The sequence below is a fragment of the Enterococcus innesii genome, from assembly GCF_022846515.1.
Taxonomy (GTDB): Bacteria; Bacillota; Bacilli; order Lactobacillales; family Enterococcaceae; genus Enterococcus_D; species Enterococcus_D innesii.
Genome location: NZ_AP025635.1, coordinates 553107 through 577688 on the forward strand (window position 1 = coordinate 553107; position 24582 = coordinate 577688).

A 24582-nucleotide genomic window follows, 5' to 3' on the forward strand; every position below is an offset into this window, starting at 1 on the left:
TGATTATTTCTACTTCAATTTGCCATATTTTCTTATGACCTTACTTAAAAGTGTAAAGGAAGATGGAGGGAATGAGAAACGAAACGCTCAGTAGAACAAATGAAGCCCAGAGGAAAAGGAGCTTTGTCCAAGTTGGAAATCGCCCTAGATCACAATCGAAAACGTCACCATCGATGATCCATTCTTTTAGGAAATGACTCATCAATGGTGACGTTTAAAAATGTCTATTTTACCAAAAATGTGCGAAGTGCCTGACGAAACGCCTCCATCTCCTCGGCGGTCTGTAGAAAAACATCGGGATGACTGTGGTGGCTGTCGATCATCCAATTTTTAGTATCTGTAACGTTAAGAAAATCTGCTACTAAGGCATCCGTTTGCTGCGGTTGAGTAGCTTGGGCGGTTTTCAAGAGATAGAAATCTTCAATTCCCCGCTGTAGTTGTTTATACCGTAAGGACAACAACAAATGTCCATGATTGCCGGGATAAATGAAACATAGATCGCCGATGGGTAGTGAGCTCGTATTGTAACGGATATCGGTTCGGGCATTTTGCGGCCAGCAATTGTAAGCCCACCGCAAGAAGCCGTCTGTTTTAAACTGATAGGCCAAGATTCCTTGCATTCGCGTCTCTAATAAAGGACTGTGCAAAAAAGTGTTGGGTTTGTCTGGGTAATTGCAAACATAGTACTGAGTCCGACCCGGATGACTTTGCGTCAGTGTTTCGTAATGGTTGCAGGTACAGTAATAGGAAGTCACGGGATGATCGATCACTGGCAGCAACTCAAACAAAACGTCTTCTTTATCAAACGCTGCTTTGATCTGGATCGTCTCATCAATGTCTTTTAGGACAGCCAAAGAAGCTCGGAAACTGTCGATTTGATGTTTCTTCGGTTCGTCAGAAACGATCCGAACCTTCTCCCACAGATTGTTCCCTTTAAAATAAACAAATACTTGACGTAGATATTCCTGCAACTCGGCCTTTTGATGAATAAAGCCGAAGGTGCCTTTTCCCTCATCGTAAAAGCGAATCACCAATTTTTCTGGATGGTCCAAGTCGACCAGTGGGAAAAACGGCGGTTCCCAGACACCGAGTAAGCCAAATACATCGATTTCTTCAGAGATACCCGCTTCAAAAAAACATTCGAGATAGCGAGTAAGGATAGAAAAATCACAATGCAGCTGTCCGCCTTGAGTCTTTTTAACTTTGACCATCGAGTATTCATATAAATTGGCCGGATAGTCTTTGACGATATAGTTGAACCACCCCTTCCAAGGGATTTCTCCAGCAATCACCGTGATTGCTTTTTGTCCGATCGCCGATAAGCTTTTCGCCATTTCTTTGATCAAGTCGAAGTGGGCATCACTCCATAAAGGAACGTCAAAGGTGCGAGCCAAATTGCTGGGCTGCTGCCACATATTCAAGTGGAATGTCTCTAAATATTCTTTTGGAAAAGTAAAAGCGTCCACTTCAATCGTTAGGCTCTTTTCTAACAAGCACTCCTCTTGGCTAGTCAAGTGTGTACGATAGACCTTGATTTTCACGGGATAAGCTTGCGGTTTGATCGTTTCATCGATCTGCCACTCCAAATAAAGCGGTGCATAGCGATCACCAGGATAGGTTTTGGCTGTTTGCTCAAGCAATTTATCGGCGTACGCCAGTTCATGCTGTCCGACATAATAATCGATGAATTGCGCTTTGACCGGCAATTCGCTGATGATTTCAATGCGGATCATTGGAATCTCAATTTCATCGGGAATCGAAAATTCTTCCCCTATGATGTAATGATTCCGTTTGCCATCGTGTAGCAACAGCTGACAAGCAGCGTGGCTGTTGCGAACAGCTGATAGCGTGGTAATGGGTTGCGGCTCCCGGGTTAGCAACGCCGTTGATGCCTTATAACTTTCATGTACAAGGATTGCCTTCATGCTTCTTCTTCCTTTCTAGGATCAGTCAGCCGTGCAACAAGGGCTTGATAGGAAACTTGCTCAAATGCTTCCGGCATGATCGCTAATAACTGCTGCAGGCTGATATTCTTTACAATTTTTAAACGACTTTTGTCTGTCCATGATGGAAAAGCCTGCAACAGCAAGCGTTTGTTTTCATCTGAGTCGAACAATACCCGAATCGGCCACTGGCCAAGATCAGGTAGCAAAGCTGGTTTAGTAACCTTTTCTGCCCAATTCAACTCTAGCCATTCGACACATTCATCAAACCAGCGAGCAAAGCGCGGATCGACCATTTCTTTACGATTGCCAAAGCGTTCGGTCGCCAAAGAAAGACCGTGACGTCCTTTTTGGAAAATATGACTTTCAAAAGGGACCTCATGCTCTTCTAGGGCTTGTAAGTAGGCCAGCGAGTTTTCGATAGGAACAACATTGTCTTCATAGGTTGAAAACAAAAAGGTGGGCGGCGTATCTTTCGTGACACATTCATTTAATGAAGGCGCGTCGATCTGCATGACTGTGGCAAATGAGGACAAAATCGCTGGATATCCTAACAGACATAAACTTGGTTTCATAGGGGAGATCGTCGATAGCGCCGCCGCTAGATGACCGCCGGCCGAAAAACCGATCACAGCGATTTTTTCGGCGTCGATTCGCCATTCACTGGTTAGTTCTTGGATTTTAGCAATCGCTTTTTCGGCATCTACTAAGGAAAGGCTGAAACTGCGATGCACCCCCACATGATAGCGTAAGACCCCGGCGTGAAAGCCTTGGGCAGCAAAATTTAAAGCGATCGGCTCGGCTTCTCGCTCACTGCAAAAGGAGTAGCCGCCGCCAGGGATCACCAAGACAAACGGTCGATCCCCCACCCGATCATACTCCGCCTTTTCCTCGTGCAGATAAACCGTCAACCCGGCTTGTGCTTCTTGATCAAATAGATATTCCTGAATAAACACCGCTTACTCTCCTAACCCGTTTTTATCGATGACGTTTTGATACCAATAAAAACTGTCTTTCTTGTATCGCGCCAAGTCCAGCAGCTGCTCATCCGTGCTATTGACATAGATAAACCCGTAACGTTTAGCGATGCCTTCATGAGTACTGACTAGATCGATGGCACTCCACGGACAATAGCCGATCACATCGACACCATCATCGATCGCGAGTGCCATTTGTTCAATGTGCTGTTGCAAGTAGTCGATGCGATAATCATCGTGGATTTTACCATCGGTTGTCAAAACATCTTTGGCACCGATCCCGTTTTCCGTGATCAAGAGAGGCAGACGATAGCGGGAATAAATTTCATTCAACGTAAAGCGAAAGCCTTCTGGATCAATAGGCCAACCGAATTCAGTCATTGGCAAATGGGTGTTTTCTACTGCTTGGAAAAAGCCAGGAATCCCGAAACCAGACTGTTGATCGAGTTTTGTCTCTTTTTGAAAATAGCTGCTGACGGTCATCGTATTATAATAATTCAATGCGATGTAATCACATGTTCCAGCTGCCAAAATCTTTCGATCTGCTTCAGTGACTGTAGGTGCTGCACCAATCGTCTCTAACAAATGCCATGCGTTATGGTTGTATGTGCCGAAAACAGCCGCATCTAGGAACAACCAATTTCTCAGGGCACTCATATAAAGAGCTGCCAGCTGATCGGCTGGTTTTTCAGATGCAGGATAGACACTGGCGATATTCGGTGCCGGGCCAATCCTGCCGCTAAAATTGCCTGCATGAAATTGCTGAGTAACCAATGCTTGTGCCACCAGCATATGATGATTTTCTTGAAATTTTTCTTTCATGGATTTTTGACTCGTACCAATGACCGAACCAGCAAGCGCCATCACATTTTGTTCATTGATGGTTTGCCATAGTGGGACTTGTTGACCAAAGTTCTCGAACAGCACTTGGCAATAATCAGCAAATGCTTGGATCGTTGCTCGGTTTTCCCAACCACCTTCTTCGGCAATGGCAACGGGCAGATCAAAATGAAAGACTGTTACGATTGGTTGGATCTCATTTTCAAGTAAAAGGTCGATCAACTTCTGATAAAACGCCAATCCTGCTGGGTTGACTTTACCATCGGGCATGACTCGGCTCCATGAGATGGAAAAACGATAGGCTTTTAACCCTAATTCTTTAAACAATTTCACATCTTCTTCATATCGGTGATAGTGATCTGATGCTACTTTAAAATCAGTGGTCCCTTGCGGAATCTCTTTGATGTCTTGCACTGAGGGACCCTTGCCGTCTTCTGCCCATGCGCCCTCTACTTGATAAGCACTAGTGGATGCTCCCCACAAAAATGCTTCTGGAAAATTACTCATTCCAAGGTTCCTCCTTAACTGCACCGATCAAATTGGCATCCGCTTGAAAATAAGCGGCTTGGATCGCAACTGGTTGCAGTGTTTTTTCAATGATTGGTGCCGTTTTAAAAATCCCTTGATAGCTGGTGGTTATGGCATCGATCACACGCGGCTGACGGCTGATCCCGCCACCGATAACGATTTTCTCCAGTCCCAATAGACACTGAAGATCAAAACATAAAACGGCGACTTCTTGGGTATAGGTCGAAAGCAATGCCTCTGCTTCAGGGTCACTGGTTTTTTCAAGCGTTTCGAAAACCAGCGGGCCATCAGCTGTTACCTTCAAACAAGCAGCCAAACGCTCAATCAAGCCGACGGCGGAAAGACCGACACCAACGAAGGAATTTCTGTCCATGATTCGCCGATCACGGATCATGAAACTGACCTCCCCTGCTTGACCGCGATTTCCACGATAGAGCTTTCCATCAAGGCAAATTCCGACACCAACACCCGTTCCTAAAATAATCGCCGCCCCATTTTGAATGCCTTGCAGATTTCCAGCTTTCATTTCTCCTAACACTGCGGCCTTTGCGTCATTTTCGACCGTAATGGTTGTCACCTTTTCTTCACTTAACTGGCAGAGCAAATCGGGTAAGTTCACCCCATCGAGGTACGGCAGGGCGCCGCCAAAGAAGACCGTCCCTGTTTCATCGACGGAACCAGGAACTGCGATAGCTACTTTGGTGAAAGAATCTTGACGAGCATAGGTCTGGAGGATCATTTTGATGGTTTCATTAAATGCCTTCAGTGTTGTCGGGGTGGGAAAACACTGTCTTTCATTGACCTCGTTGTTTTTGACCCATCCCGTTTTGATGTGCGTCCCGCCGATATCAATTCCTAAATAAACCAATTGTGCCACTCCTTTGTTTACGCTTGTACTTCTTCGGTGATTTTTTCTGTCATTCCTGTTGCTTCACTTGCTTGCTTTTTTTCAGCAGCCAGTTCTAATTCATACTCTTTCTTGTCGGCAATTTTTAAGAATGGATACCACATAACAATCCCAATCAGCATACAGATGACCATCAAGATCGTGTAATTGAGCCCTCCTGAAAACGGCATTTTGATGAAGGTCGGTGTCGTCCACGGCAACAAGCTCATAGTAGGATTCAAGCTAATAGGTAAGATCGTTGTCGCCAATCCCCAGGTCACGAACCCAGCAATCAGTTGTGTGAATACCTGTGGGATAAAGAACAAGGGATTCAAAATAATCGGCATCCCAAACATGATCGGTTCCGTGATGTTAAAGATTGATGGGATAAATGACAACTTTCCTAGTTGTTTCATTTTTGCCGATTTGCTGCGGATCATAAAAAAGGTGACAAAGCCCATGAAGCCGGCAGCATACATCCCCATGTAGATCACAGAAGGAATCAGATAAGGCAACGCTTGGCCTTGTTGGTAGGCGGCAATATTTGAAACGACCATGGTCATGCTAATCGCCCCGAGCGGCCCTTGTAAGACTGCGTTATGGATCCCAAAGAACCATAAGACGGCTAATAATTCCATAATGATGATGATCGATAATGGGCTAGCAACCAATGAATTTAACGGTGCATTAATTACATCAATAAAGAATTGGAAAATCGAGCCTGATGAAGTAAACCCAAACAAGACGCGTATGACAAAAACGACGACAAAAATAATCGTGACCACAAACACTGGTGCTAAGGATTGGGTTACCATTGGGGGAACACTATCCGGTAGCTTGATCATGATATTTTTTCTTGATAAGAAAGCATAGAAACGTGTCACCAATAAAGCCGTCAGCATGCCGATAAACAGTCCTTGGCCGCCTAGAAAATCAAGCTTCAATGCTCCGATCGTTTGTTCCACTGCTTGGCCATCTTGCATGGCAGTTGTTGCGACGGTTTGGGGCATCAACATAATAAAACTAGCTAATGAAATAATCGCCGAGTTGCGTTCGTTGCTTCCCAACTGTTTTGCGTAAGAATACGCCAAACTGTATACGACATACAATGCAAAAACGCCAGTTGCTCCATTAGTGATCGCTTCAACATGTTGAAAGATGCCAATTTTCGTCAAATAGTCTGTCCAACCTGGGATCGGAAAGTTACCCACGATTGTGATAAAGGCGATCCCTAAAGTGATGGGACTTGTTCGAATAAACCCTTCCATCAAAGCCGCCAAGACTTTGTTTTGCTGCAATTTTTGTGACATTGGTAATAGTTTGCTACTTAAAAATGCTTCTAATTTTTCCATTTTCTCTCACTCCTTTAATTTATATGGTTACGGCAAGCAACGTTTCTTTTTGATCGATCCGCATCAGGAATCGATAGGTACCATTAGATAAGTGTTTTGCCCCTTGATTGTCATAAAATCCGAGTACTGATATCGGCAACGACAATCTTTTCTCTTTGTCTTCTTGGGGTGCCAATAAGACGAGGTCACTCGCAATCAATTGTCGACTTGGACGAACCATCGATGCAGGGCGCTGCAATAGATAAATCTGAACGACGGTTTCTCCAGCTACTTCCGCTTGATTTTTGATGCGATAGTCCAGTTGGATCGTTTCACTGAGGACCGCACTCTCTAGCCATTCACCAGTAAACATACCATAACTGAGACCTGTCCCGAATGCGAATAAGGGTTCATTTGATTCATCGCGGTATTTTGACAAAAAGCGATCAGAATGCTCACTATCTGTCAAAGGTCTCCCCGTTGGCAGCTGGGCACTGTATATTGGAATCTGCCCTTCACTGCGAGGAAAGGTCATGGACAGTTTTGCCGTCGGAGAAGCCTGACCACTCAGCAGATTGGCAATTCCGATCCCACCCATCGTTCCCGGATACCAAACTAGCAGTAGGCTGTCAAACAGCGGCTCCACTTGGGTCAAGACGAGAGGCCTGCCAGTGTAAAGCACGCCAATCAAAGGCTTACCAGTCTTTTTCAACGCTTGGATCAAGCGAATTTGTTTCAGCGGCAGCTGCAAATGAGCTTTTGATGCACCTTCGCCGCTCTCCATAAATTGTTCTCCAAAGGTCAAGACGATGACCTCTGCTGCCTCAGCCGCTTTGACGGCTTCCACAAGCAGCTGATCTTCTGGTTCGATTGGTCCATTCAGCTGCTCGATGCCGGCTTTTAAAGGACCGAATTGCTCATAAGAATCAAACAAATTGTATCCGCGGGCAAAGATCAGGTTCTCAGCTGCGAAATGTTGCAACAACCCGGTTTTTAAAGGAATCGTGTCTTGTGGCTTGCCACTGACGGATGCCCAAAATCCTAAGGTCAACCGGCTTTCTCCATAAGGACCGATCACAGCGACGGTCTGGTCTTTTTTCAAAGGTAAGCTGCCATCATTTTTTAACAACACACAGCTTTTTTCTACTAGCTTAACGGCTAGCTCTTTGGCTTCATCCGATAAAACCTCTCCAGTGTGTTGCGTTCTCAACCCTCGATAAGGATTTTCAAACAGTCCTAGTTGATTTTTCAATACCAGAATACGCCAAACTGCTTCATCTAATAAAGCCGCAAGTTCAGGTTGCTTGATCAGTTCTGGTAAGTGAGTTGCATAGACCGAAGTCATCATATCAAAATCGACGCCTGCTTCCAAACCTTTTTGGGCGGCTTCTCGTTCATCTTTGGCAAACCCATGAGGGACCAATTCCTTGATGGCTGCATGATCGGAGACCAGTACCCCATCAAAACCGAAACGTTCGCGTAAAATCTCTCGATTCAGCCAGCGACTGCCAGTTGCGGGCTCACCATTCAGTACATTGAAGGCCGTCATCACCAGCAATGCTTGAGCTTCGATTGCCGCCTGATACGGTTGCAAGTATTCATTGAATAAGCGCTGATTGGACATATCGACTGTATTGTATTCTCTACCCGCTTCTGGTGCACCATAGCCAGCAAAATGTTTGATGCAGGCAGCTACGTGATTTTCTGCCAGTCCATGGGTGAGATCGCCTTGATAGCCCGTCACGACACTTTGGGCAAAACGCTTTGCCGTATACACATCCTCTCCTGGCGACTCCATTACTCTGCCCCAACGAGGATCCCGAACAAGATCCAGCATGGGTGAAAAAATAACATGAAGACCATTTTGGTAACATTCTTTGGCGGTCATCTCAGCGGCTTGCTCGATCAAATCAAAATCGTAGGAACCTGCTTGGGCAAGCGGAATTGGAAAGATTGTCCGAAACCCATAAATGACGTCGGACATAAACAACATAGGAATCTTAAGTCGACTGTGTTCTAACGTTTCCCTCTGTAACTGAATCAATTTTTGGTAATCGTTCACATTATAAATCGAACCAATCTCGTGAATCTTCAAATTTGGTGGAAGCCCTAAATCGTGCATCGGGCCGGTAGTCATCACCTCATTTTCGATGACCAGACTCCCATTTAGTTGAATCGTCTGGGCGATTTTTTCTTCAGGAGTTAGTTGCTGAAACAACTCTTTCAATTTTTCACTATCCATGTTTGATCCTTTCTGTAACCGTTTTATTTAACTGAATTATAGAAGGAAAGAAATCTTATATATACTAAAAAACTAGTACTTATAGCAATATATTTATTGAATACGAAAAAAATTACGTTATACTAAAAGAAAAATACGACTAAACTTTGAGGTGTTTCCATGAATAAAACAACGCTGACCACCGCAATGGATCTGCTTTATCGCAAATACTTGATTCCCATGATCCTCTTGGACCAAGACGGGAGTCCTTTATATCCCTCACTGACCTTAACATCCAACAATTCCCTCAAACACTATTTGGAAGAAACGAATGGCCCAGTTGCCAACCTCTATCATTTTGGAAAATATATGCTGGGGTGTTTTGCGTTTCAGTTAGCCGGAAGAACCTGTTATATGGTCATCGGTCCCTGTGGCGTGATCGGCACACCCGAGACGTCTTACACGTTTCTTGAACATGAATACCACTATAATGTGCATTATTCCAAAGAAGATACATACTCCTTTGAAGAATACATCCAGCTGCTTTATACGCTGTTTGTGGAGCGGCCACTGGAAAAAGACCAAATCCATTGGCATTACCAAAATGATCCCCACGATCGATCAATGCAAACGGATCTGAGTCTGGAAACCAATCTTTATGAACGTCGTGTGCATGAAGCCACCTTTGATTCTTATCATTTTGAATTGCGTTATCTTGATTACATCAAGCGAAACGAGCCTGAAAAAGTGGTTTGGGTATTTAACAAAATGAAAGAGACTTATAGTGTTTCTCTCTCCCCTTATGAACTTGAAAGCTTGAAGCTAAAGTTCTCAGCCTTTGTCGCTGTCGTGACCCGCATGAGCATTGATGAAGGCGTACCAGTCAACCAAGCATTTGGTTTATCCGACTCTTTGATTCAAGGACTAGTTTATATTCATTCTGCCGAAGAATGCCTCCGCTATATCAAAGAAGCAACTTATCGTTTTATGGAACTTTTGCATAGCTATCCATTGGCAAAAAAATCACTATTGGTCAAAACGATCGTTAATTATATTGATAGCCATCTCTATGAAAAAGTGACCATTGATGACCTCGCTGCCATTACTGAAAAACATAAGACGCATCTATGCAATCAGTTCAAAAAAGAAATGAACAAAACGATCCACAATTACATTCAAGAACGAAAAATCAGTGAAGCCAAACATCTATTGCTGTTCACCGATTATTCCTACGAGAAAATCAGCACCCAGTTGGCATTTGCGAATCAAAGCCATTTTATCCGTAATTTCAAGGCCGTTACTGGGCAAACACCAAAAGAATTTAAAGAAAAACATTACGCTCACGCTTTAAGTTAACACACGTTTTTCTTCACTACGCCTCATCAGCAAGGGTTATTATTTTTAATAACAAATGTTGTAAGCTATCCTTTTACTCAAATCAATTTGAATGAGGAGAGATAAAATGATCCAACTTGCTCGCTTGATCTTTTGGGTACCAGTCATCTTTTTTTCGTTAGGATTGATCATCGTAACGAAACGATTGCCGCGTTTCACTTGGGTTTCCTTATCCATCACGGTTTCTTTAGTGATCTTTGTTTGTAAGATCTTAGAGTATTCCTATGAGATGGCTGATGCACTGTTAATCTTTTATTTCCTAGGATTTTTGCTTTCCGCTAGTCTCCTCGGCTATATTTTTTACTTACGAACTAGAAAACGTTGACTGATAGTTGCTGACTACACACTTACACAGGTCGTGCATTCAGCAACTAAGCACACGTAGCTCCATCAAATATGCGGTTTCTTCCAATAGTTCCAACCACCAGCATCCCCTGAAAAGGGGGTTTTTATTGAGGGCTCTGATTCTATCCTCAAGCATACTCCGTTACTCTGTTAGATTTTGAACTTAAGTTCAATGACATGCCAATCGTTTGTCTATCCCCTTCTTTCAAACGATCACTACTCCCATAAGCAGCTTGCCTCCTTGATAGATTAAATATATAATTAAATTGTAATTTAAAACACATAACAAAAAACGCCAACACTCTTGAAAGGAGCGTGCTCTATGAATTGGCTCACCTTTATTATCCAACCACTGACCCTGTTGTTTTTTCTTACAGTATTCTCTCTTGTCTAATTGATGCCCGAATCCGTTGTGCCTAAATTAAAAATGAAAAAATGGGCGTTGACTGTTTCATTGATCTTTCTAGCATGGCAGCTGCTAACCCCCTTTCTTTTCTTTTTTTACTGAGCACAACAAAAAAGCGGCTCTCTTTGGTGAGAGCCGCTTTGGTTTATTTTAATCCTGCAACAAACTACCGCCATTGGTAGCAATGACTTCTTTGTACCAGTAGAAACTATCTTTACGGGAACGGTCAAAGCTACCGTTTCCTTCATCATCCGCGTCTACATAGACAAAGCCGTAGCGTTTCGACATTTCTGACGTTGAAGCCGAAACTAAGTCGGTACAACCCCAAGGCGTATAGCCCATCAATTCCACACCATCTTCGATTGCTTCATACATTTGTTCGATATGTGCCTTCAAATAATCGATGCGATAGCTGTCATGGATCGATCCATCCTCTTCCACCGTATCCAAGGCACCTAAGCCGTTTTCAACGATAAACAACGGTACTTGGTAGCGGTCGTACAAGTTATTCAAAGTCACACGCAAGCCGATTGGATCGATTTGCCACCCCCAGTCAGAGGCTTCCAAGTAAGGATTTGATTCGCCTAAAGAAAAGTTTCCGGCAGTTGCTTCGCCACCTTCTTCAGGATTGTGGCGGGCAATAGAACTCATGTAGTAAGAAAAGGACATGAAGTCAACAGGGTATTGCGCAAGAATATCTAAATCGCCGTCTTCGAAGGTCACTTCGATGCCATTTTCTTTAAAGAAGCGCTTCGTATATGCTGGATATTTCCCACGAACTTGGACATCAGAGAAGAAGAGATTCTCGTGATCACGCTTGATTTCTTCCATCACATCTGCTGGATTTGGTGTTGCTGGGTAAGCTTGCATTCGTGCCAACATCATTCCTACTTTGATGTCAGGATTAATCTCGTGGGCAAATTTTGTTGCTAAACTAGAAGCCACAAATTGATGATGCACAGCTTGATACATGTCAGAAAGGTTTTGCGTGCCATCTTCGGATAATAAGGCACCGCCAACATAGCCAGAGATCCCCATGATATTGATTTCATTGAAGGTCAACCAGTATTTGACTTTGTCTTTGTAACGGGTCAAGACGGTTTCAGCGTATTTAACAAACAAATCGATTACTTGACGATTTTTCCAGCCGCCATAGTTTAACGCGATCCCAATAGGTGTTTCGTAGTGAGAGAGGGTCACTAAGGGTTCGATCCCGTATTTTGCACACTCATCAAACACATTGTCATAAAATTGCAAGCCTTCTTCATTTGGCTGAGCATCGTCACCATTTGGAAAAATTCTTGACCAAGCGATGGATAGACGGAAGGTTTTGAAGCCCATCTCTGCGTACAAGGCGATATCTTCTTTGTAACGATGGTAGAAATCTGACCCCCAACGTTTTGGATACAAGCCTTCTTTGTCATTTAAGGCAAACAAGACTTTTTCCCGGGTCATTGGTGCAGCAAATTCTGCCATGTTTTTGCGGTCTTCTGGTTTGACAGCAATCGCTGTATCGGATGTGGCTGGACCACGTCCGCCTTCGTTCCATGCTCCTTCAAATTGGTTGGCTGCAGTGGCGCCGCCCCATAAAAATCCTTTTGGAAATTGTTTTTCTGTCATGATTAGCCTACTTTCTTTTTTCTCATTGATCGGCACAGTGGATCAGCAAGAAAGCAATCTTACTGATCCAACGACGTGCCGTTAAACCTATTTATTTTACGACTTCAATCAAATCGTCCTTCGCTGTTACTTCTTTTGACTGTGTCGTTTGGATGTCACTGTAGTCGCTAGAGTTCGTGACGATGACTGGTGTCAGCAAGGAATAGCCTTCCGCACGAATCGCCTCTGTATCAAAAGAGATCAATTTTTGTCCGGCTTTGACTTTATCCCCTTGGTTGATGTAGGCGGTAAAGTGATTGCCTTCTAATTCAACGGTATTCATGCCGATGTGGATCAATAGTTCTGTTCCATCTTCTGTCACTAAGCCGATGGCATGTTTTGTTGGAAACAAGATTTTGACTTCTGCATCTGCTGGAGCAGTGATTTCACCGATCGCTGGTTCAACGGCGATCCCTTTTCCCATAGCACCTGAAGAAAAGACTTTGTCTTCCACATCTGCTAAAGCAACCACTTGACCGGTTACTGGGCTTTTGACTGTTTCATCTTTGACGCTGGCAGAAACGGTTTTTGCTGCTGGTGTTGGTGCTGCTGGTGTTGCTTGACCGTCGACTGGTGAATCAACAGTTGTATACAAAGTTGGTACTTTCAACAACATCATGATGATAAAGGATGCCACGATCGCAATCACTGTACCGATTGCTAAGTGGATCACGCTATGGAAGCTGCCTGTTGCTGGATCGATATATGCAGGATACAAGAAGATGCCCATACCGCCCATTGCGTAACCAGTGACGTTAAAGATTGACAAGTAGATACCAACGAAACCTGAAACTAAACAAGAAACGATAAATGGTGTTTTCATTGGCAAAGTGTACCCGTAGATCGCAGGTTCAGTCACACCGAAGATCGATGAGATCAATGCTGGCATTGCGCCTTGTTTTACTTTTGGTTCTTTCGTTTTCAACCAAATCGCTGCTAACACACCCGTTTGTGTGAAACATGGTAGCACTGCGGCGGTCAAAATAATCGAAGAGCCGTTTTGGGCCATATCCATGATCGCCAATGGCACAAGACCCCAGTGAAGACCAAACATTACCAATACTTGCCATAATGCCCCTAAAGCAAATCCATAAATGATTGGGCTGAAATCATAAACCGCTTGGAAAGCAATACCGATCCAGCTAGATGCTGTATTCGCGACTGGACCTACCACAAAGAAGGTCAACGGCACAGTGATCAAAATCGTTACAAAAGGAACCACAAACATTTTGACTACGTCAGGTGTAACTTTGCGCATAAACTGCTCAATTTTTGAAGCGACAAAAATCGCTAAAATAATTGGAAGTACGCTGTTAAAGTAACCCCCTGCTGGTAAGGTCAAGGTTAGACCGAAGACTTTGCTCGCTTCAGCCACGCTTTCTGCTAAGCCCGGATAGACCATCGCCCCTGCGATCGCCAAAGCCGTATAGGTATTCATCTTGAATTTCTTCGCTGCGGTCACGGCTAAGATCATTGGTAAGTATTGGAACAAACCATCGCCTAGGGTATTCATTACCACATAGATACCATTGGTTGCTTCCATCCCAGTTGCTGCAAGTAATGCCGTAATTCCTTTTAAGATACCGGCTGCCGCTAATGGACCTAAGAACGGTTGAAACAAACTTGAGATGACATCGATAAAGCGATCAAACAAACTGCCTTTCTTTTCGTCACCTTCATCGATATCAAGGCTGCCACCATCGGCTAATCCGCCAACTTTCAACACTTCATCATAGACGTCTGGTACATGATTGCCGATAACCACTTGGTATTGTCCACCTGCTTTGACGACTGTTACAACACCGTCACGTTTTTGCAAATAATCGGTATCGGCTTTGCTTTCGTCTTTTAAGTGGAACCGCAAGCGTGTCACACAGTGTTTTACAGAAGAGACATTTTCTTTGCCGCCAACGTGGGCCAAAATGTCTTGTGCTAATTCAGTATATTTTGCCATTTTGATTTCTCCTTTTTAATAGATCATTTAATAAAAATAAAAAGACCGGCCATTTCTACAATAAACAAGCAAGAGTATCACCCATAAAAAACGAGACGGATCTACTCAACGAGTATTGTAAGAAAGTGCAGGTCTTGCCAGCCGAACTGTAACGAATCCATTTCCATTCTTAAGTCAATTTTGAGTGAGCGGCTAAGTTGCCGATATGCAGAATCAAATACATCAATTCCATATCGTTGACATGCCAGCCCTTTTGTTCAAATAAGTATTCTTTGATCGAATCTGCGGTTTCTTTTTCTTTCGGATAGCTGCTGAAAGCCAAGGCAATCATCGGATTAGCCAATACTGGCTCTTTTTTTTCTTGACTTTGTCGAATTAAATAATAGCGAATGTGGGTCACAAACCGTTGGAAGTAGGAAGAATTCTCATCGTACTCGATGTTCATGCTATACTTAACGATCCGTAAAATATTGTTGGTCAACTCGGTGTGCTCATAGGCACTTTGATTGGCGCTTTTTTCAATTTGCGCATTGACGAAATGCAAGGTAATAAAAGCAGCTTCTTCTTGTGAAAAATCTGGGTACAGCTCTTTGCGGATCAACTCCACCGCTTGAAGACTGACCGCATATTCTTTGGCGTAAATCTTCTTGATTTCCCAGTGCATGGGATTGGTCAAAACAATGTCTTGCTTTTGACGACTGATGGCAAACAAGATATGATCCATCAGTGTGAAATAAACATTCGGATTGAAATCGGTTCCAACACTTTCCCGAAAAAGACGCACGATTTCATAAATCACGGCCATTTGTTTTTCATCAGCCTTCGTCATGACTTTCGACATATGTTCCACTGTCAAGTCATCTTCTGGGTAGTATTTTTTTTCGATTCGCTCAGCCGGAATCAGGTCACCCGGTTTCGTTTGAAAGCCGATCCCTTTTCCCATTAAGATCACTTCAACTTCATCTTCTTTTGAAAGTACAACATTGTTGTTGATCCTCTTGATAATCTTCACGAACGATCCTCCTTGATCAGCATAGCCCGCTCAATACCATACATGGCTTGTCTTCTATGCAGAAGGTCTTTTATTTTTTTCTCTGAATTGCCCCTAAGTGATAAGAATACTAACTGTACCATACAATGATGCAAAAATTATTCAAACCTAGCTGGCAGTTCATTGGCGCTCCTCTTCTCCCCTCCTTCGATGATCAATGACTGGATCTTACCTTGGAACCGGTTCTTTTTTAGCGAATAGAAATTATTGAGCAAAAAAAGAAGACCAAAGCAAAAAAGTGTACAACCCAAGAAAATTTTGGGTAATCAACGCACTTTTTTCCTCTGGTCTTGCCTGCCGAACAGTAACGAATCCAGTAATGAGAACACTCTCGTGTTCCGTTGAGATAATAGTACTCATTCTGAGAAAAAATGTCAACACTTTTTTTGCAAACGTTTTTCTTTTTTTGTTTTTGACTTTTTTTCACTATCTTTCTCACTGAATTTCTTGTCTAGCTTTGGTCTTTTAGTTCACTTGAAATAAACGGTTTACTGTGTAGCACAATAAGATCACAAAAAAAACCGTAATCTTCGTGCATTACGGTCATAGCTGGAAGTATGATGCTTGAAAGACGATCAATCACAAAGAATCAGAAAATTGGGGAAGGTCTGGTGCATGACAGACATTCAATGGACTGACCACCTTGCGCGATTCATGCGTTTCATGACTTCCACAAACGAAAAGGTCTCTTTGAGTGGGGGAATCAATCAAATAACCTTTCGATTCTTCAAGATCTTCTCTTTCCTGCTTAGAATGTTCGCAGTTCGCCGCGAAAAAAGCAGGAGCTAAACGAAATTTCATTCATCAATCTGTCACTGATTATTCAATGATAAGTATCTAAATGAAAGCCTGTACTAGTTTTTAAATGGGTTGATTTCCCAAGGACCAAATGGTTCAAATTCCATGAAAAACGACCTCCTTTATTATTTGCTATACCCTATTATATTTGATAACATGTTATTAAAATCACATTGTTCAGAAATGCGTCACAGTTAAGGAGGTCCCCCATGAAACAGCAAGGCTCTTTAATCAAAAAACTGCGCACGGATCGCAAAATCTCGCAAGCCATGCTTGCCGAAGGTATTTCCTCTCGTACCACCCTTTCTTCTTTCGAAAATCGTAAAACAAACCTCTCTTCACAAACCCTGTTTGATTATTTAGATAAGATGAATATCACAGTTCATGAGTTTAGTCTGCTTCTTGACAGCGAAGCCACGGATCAAAAACGACAGCTCGTACAAGACTTCTATACCCGTTATTATGACAGAACACTCACCCTTGATTACTTGACGAGCCTAGAAGAACGTTACTTTGAGACACAAAATTTTTTTTATTATTCTTTGTATATCCAAGGCCTGTTACTGCTCAATCGAGAATCATTTCTTAAGAATCAGCAAGCGTATTCGAAAGAAGTTGAATTAGTGAAGCAATATTTGTTCGATATCGAAACATGGGGACGCTTTGAACTGAATCTGTTCTCCAATTTGTTATTTATTTTTGACCAAGAAACCATCAGCTATTATTTAGACCATGGAATCAAAAAAATTCTTCGCTATGCCAATGATCCCTTTTATGCAAATCTGTTAAGTGTCGTGATCTTAAACGGCTGTGCATTCGCCAGCGAGAATAAGGATTCCTACTTGCTTAACAAGTTTCTGCTCTTGTCTCATCCCTTGCCTAATACACCTCTTTATTTTTATTTAAAAATCCATCAAGTGTTGTATCAAGAGATCTATTCGTACTTACAATCTTCTCAATTAAACAAAGAAGTGTTAAGAAACAGCTTAATCGTTATCGAACAAGCCGGGTATCAGAATCATAACATCGATTTAAAAAATCTGATTTATGCTGTGACGAGCATCTCCATTTAGTTTTCAGCGCTTCGTGCTTTCCTATACTCCCTGTCTGCCATCTAAAGGACGTTTTTTCAGACAGGCATACTCTATACTTCTACACAAAAAAACAGTTAGGCCCATAGGCCTAACTGGTACTGGTACGGGTCCGTCTGTCAGAAAACAGAGTCTACGACTATTCTTATGGTTTAGCTTCCCGACTAACGAGATTCTGAAGTAACCCCAATAGTCGCCCATGGGTTATGATCTGGATCATATGCCCAAGTGAAGTTTGCGACCCGATCAGAGATCGGCAATACTTGGTTACGGTACAAGGTTGGAATAGCAAATGCTTCTTCAAATGCATATTCTTGCCACGCGTCAAATGCTTCTTTACGTTTTTCTTCATCGAATGAATCATTTGAATCGATAGCAGCTAACAACTCTGTATTACGTTCAGACTCGTAACGAGTATAGTTAAAGGCTGAGTTTGGTCCCCATAAGCTAGTTGGTGATGGATCAGAACCAGTAGACCAAGCAGCTTGGAAAACATCGATATCTGGATCATCATTTTTCAGTTTGTCGTAGAATGCTTGGAAGTCAATCAAACGTCCTGTTGAGTATTGAACATCCAAACCGATTTCTTGCCATTGTTGGACATAGTAATCCGCCAATGGTTGCGCCACTTCTCCACCCGACATTGAAGCAAAATTAATGGTCAGCTTGTTGCCATCTGGGTCTTCACGGAAGCCATCGCCATCCACATCAATAAAGCCAGCATCATCTAAGAGTTGATTTGCTTTATCCATATCTAAGTGGTAGCCTTCAACATCAGTGCTATGCAAACTACCATAAACTGGCGGGATCAATGTTGTACCATTTGAACGCAAGCCATGGTAGAAACGCTCACCAATCGCATCATTATCGATGGCATAGCCCATTGCTTGACGCAATGATTTGTTGGCCATTTTTGCGTTTGGATCAAAATCAACACTATTTGTTTCGTCATTCCATGTTCCTAAATTAAAACCAAGATACGTATAGGATTGTTCTGGTCGACCTAACATTTGGTAGCCATCCATATCTTGATACGTATCAAAGGTATCTGTTGGCATTTTCAATACTAAATCATATTGTTTTGCATTTAGGGCTTCATTGATTGATGCAGATGGTACATTGCGCATCACAATTTTTTCTAATGTTGGTGTTCCGCCATAATAATGTTCATTTGGAACATACTCTACGGTTTCACCAGGTACAATATTACTCATTTTGTAAGGACCAAAACCAACTGGATTCGTTCGTACAGGATCACTAGAAGGCATATCTGCTACTTCAATACCTTCAAATGTATGTTTTGCTAGTGCAGAATTCCAGATTGCTCCTCCAGATTGTTGCATACCAGGATGCATTTCTTTAAATTCAATTTCAACAACTTTATCACTGACTGCTGTAATTCCCGAGATGGTATCCGCTTCTCCGCTATGGTATTCTTCCATTCCGACAATATTCGTAAAGTCATTGTTGTAACGAACGCCATCATAATCTTGATGACCAATGACTTCATAAGAGAAAATAACGTCTTCTGCTGTGACATCTACCCCGTCTGACCATTTTAGTTCATCACGCAATGTGATCGTCGCTTTATTGTTTTCGACATCCAAGTCTAAGTCTGCAGGTCCTCCATCAATAATCTTGAAGTCCTCATCTTGTAAGAATAGATATTCATGACTTGGCAACATAAAGTCACGGTCATAGGCATCCTGATAGAACTCCCATTGGAATAATCCTTGGAACTGGGTGTCCATTACAACAGCAACGTCTAGAACGCCACCTTCAATCACTTCATCATCATTGACTACCGCTAACGGTAAGGTGCTGATATCTGATGCTGCCGCGTCTGATGACGACTCTCCTGTATCTGTGGCTCCTGTTCCACCTTCATTACTTTGTCCGCACGCACCTAAAACAAGCGCTGCCAATAAAGTGATCATGCCAAACTTCGTTTTCTTCATACTCTTCCTCCTTATTAAAACCCCTCATTTATGATTCACTGATAAAAAAACCAAGCAAACAGTTTTTTTATCTTAAAATGGCTTTTTTATTAGAAAATCTGAACGAGATTAACTAAATTATAACAATTTTCGCAAAATTCTTTCTGTCAATAATTTCATTAGGTAATGAAATTATTGAAAAAACCGCTAGAATTCTTACTAAATCGCTATTATTTTTCTCTAAAAATTCTTAATTTTTTCTTTTATTCAAACTATTCTTCTCATCTTCCTTAAAAAAGAGGCTGCCGTAAACTGTCAGGAAACCCTTCTTTGATGAGAAAAGATGTGATACTATGAAAAAAAGGAGCGTTCATTGAAATTATGTCAGACAAACGAATTTTCTTACAAACAAAATCGAAACCTTTCGCACCCATTTCGCAGCTCTTAACCCAGCGCTTGCTTTTGGCGTATAGCATCGCCTTGATTCTTATTGGCTTCTTCGCCTCGCCTCCCCAAGCATTGTGGCAAGGATCGTTGGCCATTTTGAATGCCCCTAGCAATTTGATTTCAGATTATTTTGCAATCGGCAATCTTGGAAGCGCCTTTTTAAATAGCGGCTTATTGACCTTGATCAGTATCCTATTGGCTAAAAAGCAAGGAACCATTATTAGTGGTCCGATGATCGCTGCTTTCTTCACCATATCCGGCTTTTCTTTTTTCGGAAAAAACCTCTTTAACTCGATCCCCATTCCCTTGGGTGTCTACTTATATTCTTACATACAGCAGCGTCCTTCTACCCAATATTCACTGGTTGCTTTATTTGGCAGTGCAGCCTCGCCAGTCATTAGTTACTTAGCATTTGGCTTAGGATTACCTTTGCCACTAGGAATCGCGCTAGGTTATGGGGTTGGCGTTTTGATTGGCTTAACATTGCCACCTCTGGCAGCACAATTTTTGCAATTCCATCAAGGATTTTCTTTGTACAATATTGGGTTTGCCACTGGAATTATTACCATGTTTTTCACTAGTTTTTTACGCTTGTTCGACATGGAGGTCTATTCAAACAAACAATTGACGACTGAATACCACTATTACTTGACGGCTTTCTTGCTCATCCTTTGTTTCTCCTTGTTTCTTATCGGTTATTTTTTAAACCACCGATCTCTCAAAGGCTTAAGAGACCTCTTCAAAACATCAGGGAAACTTATGACTGATTATGTCACGATTTTTTCTCTTGGCGTCACCATGATGAACATGGCAATGATGGGGCTCTTGATGCTAGTCTTTATTTTTCTGCTCCAAGGCGAACTTTCTGGTCCCCTATTAGGGGCAGTGCTGACCGTGATCGGCTTCAGTGCCTTTGGGAATCACTGGAAAAATAGTTTACCTGTCATGATCGGTGTAGTTTTAGCAACCAAAGTCGGTTTGACATCTGATATATCGACCTTCAGCTTATTGTTAACAGCGATCTTCGGCACAAGTCTGGCTCCTATCAGTGGTTACTATGGTCCGATAGCTGGTGTCTTAGCTGGAATCGTCCATGCAGCGCTAGTCACCAACATCACCTATTTACACGGTGGATTGAACTTATACAATAATGGTTTTTCCAGTGGATTTGTAGCAGCAGCAATGGTACCATTGTTAGATGAATACCAACAAATCAGAAGGCGGAGAAAAAATGATTGAAAAAGAACGGGCACGGCGAATCGTCGATGAAGTGGTCACCTACTTTTTGTCCCATGACTGTCAAAAGATAACAAGTGAGATGGCCTTTGAAGCAGAGGGATTCAAAGCAGTCGTCGAAGGTCCTTTCCCAGAACAGCCCTCTGATTTAGAACATTTTATCGAAATGCTAAATACCCCAAGAGACAGTACTTTAGAAAACTATTATGTTGAATTATTAGGCGGTCACCAAACGATCCATGAAGAAAAAGACTACTATTTACTGGGTTTGATGATCGATGAAGCCGCCATAATGTATGATGAGGGACACTTAGTCGTTGAACTGTTTCGCAAAAAATACAATTGAAGAGCAATTAGCATAAAACGTTTCTGCTTTGTGAACCCCACAATTCAGAAACGTTTTTTGTTCGTTCGTCGTGACAAAATTGAAAGTTTATTGATAGATTTTTCACACTACTTTTCAGAAAACTAGCGTTATACTTTCATCATAATAAAAAACGAGGTGACCTATTGATGAAAAAATTTTTGATTGGACTGGCAGTTGTCGTACTTGTTGGATTCGGTGCATTGCAAATTGCTGAATCAGTCATCATGGGAGGCGATAGCTATTATGTTCAAATCACGACAGATGGTGAAAAAACGACTTCTAAAGATGACAACGGTAATGTCTTTACCCAATACCACTATGAATTGCCGGGATATGACGAAAATGGGAAAAGCAAAACCCTTGATTTCAATGGCTTCCAAGAACGTCCTTTGCGTAAAGAAGCCTATCTAAAACTTACTTGGAATGAGAAAAAAGGCGTGACTAGCTATGAAGAGGTCAAAGAAAAAGATATTCCAGCGAAAGCATTAACTCAATTAAAAGGAGCGTAACTCAATCATGGAAAAAATTATTCAAGCAAATGAACTGACCAAAGTTTACGGAAAAGCCAACGAAAAACAAACCGAAGCCTTAAAAGGCATCAGCTTTGATATTGGAAAAGGCGAATTTATCGGAATCATGGGGGCTTCTGGTTCAGGAAAATCTACCCTACTAAATATTCTCTCAACCTTGGATCATCCAACAAACGGTACGATCCGCATCAACAACAATGATATCACGAAACTTAAAGGCGATGCCTTAGCAGATTTTCGCAGCCGCGAGATAGGGTTCATCTTCCAAGATTTTAATCTTTTAGAAAACTTAACAGCGTCAGAAAACATTGCCGTTCCCCTATCATTGCAAGGAGTCAAACCAAAAATGATCCAACAACGGATCAAACTTGTTGCAGAACGTTTGTCTATCACCCATATTCTCGACAAATATCCAGCAGCAATCTCCGGTGGGCAAAAACAACGGGTGGCAGCTGCTCGAGCCTTGATCACAGAACCAACGATTCTTTTTGCCGACGAACCCACGGGTGCCTTAGATTCAAAAAGCGCCAAAGATTTGTTGAATATGATGGATGATTTGAATACCAATGACCAAGTATCGATTTTATTGGTGACCCACGATCCTCTTTCCGCCAGCTATTGCCAACGTATTTTATTTATCAAAGACGGAAAGATCCATCAAGAAGTTAAACGAGAGGATCAAAGCCGCGAAGAATTTTATCGCAAGATCCTTGTCATTCTAGGAAACTTGGAACAATAAGGAGGAAGAACACATGCTTTGGAAATTATCACTTACCGGAATCAAAGGCCGGTTGAAGGATTATATCGTCCTCTTTTCTGGTTTAGTCATGGCCTCAGCCATCTTCTATATGTTCGAATCGATGGCCAGCAATGAAGCCTTTTTAAAAAGCAACTCAATCATTAGTATGGTAGTTTTCGTCTTTCGCTTTGGGTCTGTGTTACTAGGAATCATCACTTTTGCCTATATTTTGTATGCCAACTCATTTTTGATGGCAATGCGGCAAAAAGACTATGCAATGTTTATGATGCTTGGTGCTAAGGGACGTAAAATCGCCCAGATGATTTTTATCGAAACCTTCTTAGTCGGAATCGTAGCTACTGCTGTGGGTTCTTTGTTAGGGATTGGCTTGGCAAGTGGCGTGAATACCTTACTAGTGAATCAATTGAACTTGCAAATCAGTCATTATGCGGCATTTAGTCCTCAAGCATTAGTAGTGACCGTCATTTTCTTCTCCGTTCTCTTTTTGATTGCTGCTATTTTCAATGCACGGGCCATTGCCAAAAAATCCATATTGGCACTGCTTCGTGAAACAAGCACGCCTGCTCAGGCAAAACAACGGCCTATTTTATTGCTCTTGCAGACAGTGTTAGGGATCTGCTCTTTAGCGATTGGCTATTATATGATGAGCGATTTGTTGAAATTCCAATTGATTGGCATCGGCATCGCCCTCGTAACGATTGTTTTGGGTACCTATCTTGTTTTCCGATCAGTGATAATCACGATCTTAGGTCTTTTGAAGAAATCGGATGGGATCGCATTAAAACGACTAAACAATTTCACGCTCTCCCAATTAAGCTTCCGAATTCGTGATTATACTCAGATGCTCTCAATGGTGGCAATGCTCTTTGCTTTAGCCTTAGGCGCTTTGACTGTAGGTCTTGGCTTTAAAAACCAAATTCCGATCATGGCAAAAACAGCAGCCCCTTACGACTTATATTTAAACAATGCACAAGCCGTTTCAGATGAAAAGATCACTGCGTTAAAGCCAACCACAGATGTCAATTATACGTTGAAGGAAAGTAGTGATAGCATCTACTTTGTAAAAGAAGAATTTGATGATGCGAACTTATTGACCTCTGTTTACGACAACCTCAGTGTTGACGTTCATTACACCAAGGTTTCTGGTGAACAATTAGCAACCGATCCTACTCAACAAGATCAGTTACGTCAATATTTGCTCCCAGATCAACGTAGTAAAGAAATTAAAATTGTTGATCAAGCAGACTTTGATCGCTTGAGTGATCCTGAATCGAGTTTACGCATGATACAAGTCAAAGATTTTCAGTCCAACTACGAGGCATTGCATGAATTGGCTCAAGAAAATCAAACAGCAAATTCTTCTGAAACGCCGGACATGAATTTCACTCAACGAGTATTTGTCTATGATACTTACAACGGTATTTTTTCCGGCTTTGAGTTCATGGGCTTCTTCTTAGGAATCGCCTTCTTAACGATGTTAGCTAGCTGCTTGATGTTTAAAATTCTTTCTGGCGCAAACAGTGACATTCAACGTTACGCTATGTTGAAAAAAATCGGTACACGAACTAGCTTGCTGAAAGGATCGATTCGTAAAGAAATCGGCGTCTTGTTCCTAGTTCCCGGTATTTTAGGCATGATCCATGTCTTGTTCGGTCTCCAAATGTTCACGACGTTGATGATCGATCCGTATCATAACCTCTGGCTACCTTTTGGCATCTTTATCGCGCTCTATGCCGTTTATTACATGGTGACCATCTGGCTGTATACCAACATCGTGTTAGAACCAAAGAAAAAATAACTAGTAGAAACTTTCTGAATTGCTCAACGCAAAGAGACCATCGATCCGTTCGATGGTCTCTTTCATTTACTCGTGTTTTTTT

Annotated in this window: 18 protein-coding genes; 8 read left to right on the forward strand and 10 right to left on the reverse strand. The window is 42.2% G+C overall.

Annotation, left to right across the window (positions count from 1 at the left end):
* Nucleotides 1-224: 224 nt before the first annotated feature.
* Genes ENLAB_RS02675 through ENLAB_RS02700 form a run of 6 tightly spaced genes read right to left on the reverse strand, consistent with a single transcriptional unit; the run spans nt 225 to nt 8747 of the window.
* Complete coding sequence (locus ENLAB_RS02675; protein ID WP_244352457.1) at nt 225-1925, reverse strand: DUF4091 domain-containing protein; 1701 nt, start codon at nt 1923-1925, stop codon at nt 225-227.
* On the reverse strand, nt 1922-2899 hold the full coding sequence (locus ENLAB_RS02680; protein WP_244352458.1) for an alpha/beta hydrolase: 978 nt from the start codon (nt 2897-2899) through the stop codon (nt 1922-1924). The genes ENLAB_RS02675 and ENLAB_RS02680 overlap by 4 nt, the downstream gene beginning before the upstream one ends.
* Nucleotides 2900-2902: 3 nt before the next feature.
* Nucleotides 2903-4267: a glycoside hydrolase family 1 protein gene (locus ENLAB_RS02685; RefSeq protein WP_244352459.1), complete on the reverse strand. Its 1365-nt coding sequence runs from the start codon at nt 4265-4267 to the stop codon at nt 2903-2905.
* Entirely contained in the window at nt 4260-5165 is a 906-nt protein-coding gene (locus tag ENLAB_RS02690; RefSeq protein ID WP_081117996.1) for an ROK family protein, read from the reverse strand. Before ENLAB_RS02690 ends, ENLAB_RS02685 begins: the two co-directional genes overlap by 8 nt.
* A gap of 8 nt (nt 5166-5173) precedes the next feature.
* Nucleotides 5174-6526, reverse strand: a complete 1353-nt coding sequence (locus tag ENLAB_RS02695) for a PTS sugar transporter subunit IIC (protein WP_244352460.1) — start codon at nt 6524-6526, stop codon at nt 5174-5176.
* Nucleotides 6527-6545: 19 nt separating this feature from the next.
* A complete protein-coding gene (locus tag ENLAB_RS02700) occupies nt 6546-8747 on the reverse strand; it encodes a glycoside hydrolase family 3 N-terminal domain-containing protein (protein ID WP_244352461.1) in 2202 nt (733 codons plus the stop codon).
* Nucleotides 8748-8906: 159 nt separating this feature from the next.
* Here ENLAB_RS02700 and ENLAB_RS02705 point away from each other — a divergent pair, with 159 nt between their 5' ends.
* Nucleotides 8907-10082 carry a helix-turn-helix domain-containing protein gene (locus ENLAB_RS02705; protein WP_244352463.1) on the forward strand — a complete coding sequence of 392 codons (1176 nt, stop codon included), beginning with the start codon at nt 8907-8909 and terminating at the stop codon, nt 10080-10082.
* 106 nt (nt 10083-10188) lie between these two features.
* Nucleotides 10189-10446 (forward strand): hypothetical protein, encoded by a 258-nt coding sequence (locus ENLAB_RS02710; protein WP_086292114.1) that lies wholly within the window; start codon nt 10189-10191, stop codon nt 10444-10446.
* A 576-nt stretch (nt 10447-11022) separates the two neighbouring features.
* Here ENLAB_RS02710 and ENLAB_RS02715 read toward each other — a convergent pair.
* The 3 genes from ENLAB_RS02715 to ENLAB_RS02725 all read right to left on the reverse strand — a co-directional run bounded on the left by ENLAB_RS02715 (nt 11023) and on the right by ENLAB_RS02725 (nt 15497).
* Nucleotides 11023-12492: a glycoside hydrolase family 1 protein gene (locus ENLAB_RS02715; protein WP_015509445.1), complete on the reverse strand. Its 1470-nt coding sequence runs from the start codon at nt 12490-12492 to the stop codon at nt 11023-11025.
* A gap of 91 nt (nt 12493-12583) precedes the next feature.
* Nucleotides 12584-14485: a beta-glucoside-specific PTS transporter subunit IIABC gene (locus ENLAB_RS02720; RefSeq protein ID WP_077454570.1), complete on the reverse strand. Its 1902-nt coding sequence runs from the start codon at nt 14483-14485 to the stop codon at nt 12584-12586.
* 169 nt (nt 14486-14654) lie between these two features.
* Complete coding sequence (locus ENLAB_RS02725; RefSeq protein WP_244352465.1) at nt 14655-15497, reverse strand: PRD domain-containing protein; 843 nt, start codon at nt 15495-15497, stop codon at nt 14655-14657.
* Between the two features lie 1046 nt (nt 15498-16543).
* Here ENLAB_RS02725 and ENLAB_RS02730 point away from each other — a divergent pair.
* Nucleotides 16544-17407 (forward strand): helix-turn-helix domain-containing protein, encoded by an 864-nt coding sequence (locus ENLAB_RS02730; protein WP_081117988.1) that lies wholly within the window; start codon nt 16544-16546, stop codon nt 17405-17407.
* A 182-nt stretch (nt 17408-17589) separates the two neighbouring features.
* Here ENLAB_RS02730 and ENLAB_RS02735 read toward each other — a convergent pair whose 3' ends face one another.
* Entirely contained in the window at nt 17590-19383 is a 1794-nt protein-coding gene (locus ENLAB_RS02735) for an oligopeptide ABC transporter substrate-binding protein (protein ID WP_244352467.1), read from the reverse strand.
* Nucleotides 19384-19743: 360 nt separating this feature from the next.
* Here ENLAB_RS02735 and ENLAB_RS02740 point away from each other — a divergent pair, with 360 nt between their 5' ends.
* The 5 genes from ENLAB_RS02740 to ENLAB_RS02760 all read left to right on the forward strand — a co-directional run bounded on the left by ENLAB_RS02740 (nt 19744) and on the right by ENLAB_RS02760 (nt 24500).
* Complete coding sequence (locus ENLAB_RS02740) at nt 19744-21048, forward strand: DUF1576 domain-containing protein (protein WP_077454574.1); 1305 nt, start codon at nt 19744-19746, stop codon at nt 21046-21048.
* Nucleotides 21041-21391 carry a hypothetical protein gene (locus ENLAB_RS02745; RefSeq protein WP_077454575.1) on the forward strand — a complete coding sequence of 117 codons (351 nt, stop codon included), beginning with the start codon at nt 21041-21043 and terminating at the stop codon, nt 21389-21391. The genes ENLAB_RS02740 and ENLAB_RS02745 overlap by 8 nt, the downstream gene beginning before the upstream one ends.
* Before the next feature lie 167 nt (nt 21392-21558).
* Nucleotides 21559-21921, forward strand: a complete 363-nt coding sequence (locus ENLAB_RS02750) for a YxeA family protein (protein WP_077454576.1) — start codon at nt 21559-21561, stop codon at nt 21919-21921.
* A 7-nt stretch (nt 21922-21928) separates the two neighbouring features.
* Nucleotides 21929-22681, forward strand: coding sequence for an ABC transporter ATP-binding protein (locus tag ENLAB_RS02755; RefSeq protein ID WP_244352469.1), 753 nt, complete (start codon nt 21929-21931; stop codon nt 22679-22681).
* Nucleotides 22682-22694: 13 nt separating this feature from the next.
* Complete coding sequence (locus ENLAB_RS02760; RefSeq protein WP_077454578.1) at nt 22695-24500, forward strand: FtsX-like permease family protein; 1806 nt, start codon at nt 22695-22697, stop codon at nt 24498-24500.
* Nucleotides 24501-24582 lie beyond the last annotated feature (82 nt).

What these genes read in the sequence shown, in the direction of transcription:
- ENLAB_RS02735 (WP_244352467.1), bottom strand. Translation starts at nt 19,383, where the DNA reads ATGAAGAAAACGAAGTTTGGCATGATCACTTTATTGGCAGCGCTTGTT.
- ENLAB_RS02750 (WP_077454576.1), top strand. Translation starts at nt 21,559, where the DNA reads ATGAAAAAATTTTTGATTGGACTGGCAGTTGTCGTACTTGTTGGATTC.
- ENLAB_RS02740 (WP_077454574.1), top strand. Translation starts at nt 19,744, where the DNA reads ATGTCAGACAAACGAATTTTCTTACAAACAAAATCGAAACCTTTCGCA.
- ENLAB_RS02695 (WP_244352460.1), bottom strand. Translation starts at nt 6,526, where the DNA reads ATGGAAAAATTAGAAGCATTTTTAAGTAGCAAACTATTACCAATGTCA.
- ENLAB_RS02700 (WP_244352461.1), bottom strand. Translation starts at nt 8,747, where the DNA reads ATGGATAGTGAAAAATTGAAAGAGTTGTTTCAGCAACTAACTCCTGAA.
- ENLAB_RS02705 (WP_244352463.1), top strand. Translation starts at nt 8,907, where the DNA reads ATGAATAAAACAACGCTGACCACCGCAATGGATCTGCTTTATCGCAAA.
- ENLAB_RS02715 (WP_015509445.1), bottom strand. Translation starts at nt 12,492, where the DNA reads ATGACAGAAAAACAATTTCCAAAAGGATTTTTATGGGGCGGCGCCACT.
- ENLAB_RS02675 (WP_244352457.1), bottom strand. Translation starts at nt 1,925, where the DNA reads ATGAAGGCAATCCTTGTACATGAAAGTTATAAGGCATCAACGGCGTTG.
- ENLAB_RS02745 (WP_077454575.1), top strand. Translation starts at nt 21,041, where the DNA reads ATGATTGAAAAAGAACGGGCACGGCGAATCGTCGATGAAGTGGTCACC.
- ENLAB_RS02710 (WP_086292114.1), top strand. Translation starts at nt 10,189, where the DNA reads ATGATCCAACTTGCTCGCTTGATCTTTTGGGTACCAGTCATCTTTTTT.
- ENLAB_RS02730 (WP_081117988.1), top strand. Translation starts at nt 16,544, where the DNA reads ATGAAACAGCAAGGCTCTTTAATCAAAAAACTGCGCACGGATCGCAAA.
- ENLAB_RS02685 (WP_244352459.1), bottom strand. Translation starts at nt 4,267, where the DNA reads ATGAGTAATTTTCCAGAAGCATTTTTGTGGGGAGCATCCACTAGTGCT.
- ENLAB_RS02755 (WP_244352469.1), top strand. Translation starts at nt 21,929, where the DNA reads ATGGAAAAAATTATTCAAGCAAATGAACTGACCAAAGTTTACGGAAAA.
- ENLAB_RS02720 (WP_077454570.1), bottom strand. Translation starts at nt 14,485, where the DNA reads ATGGCAAAATATACTGAATTAGCACAAGACATTTTGGCCCACGTTGGC.
- ENLAB_RS02760 (WP_077454578.1), top strand. Translation starts at nt 22,695, where the DNA reads ATGCTTTGGAAATTATCACTTACCGGAATCAAAGGCCGGTTGAAGGAT.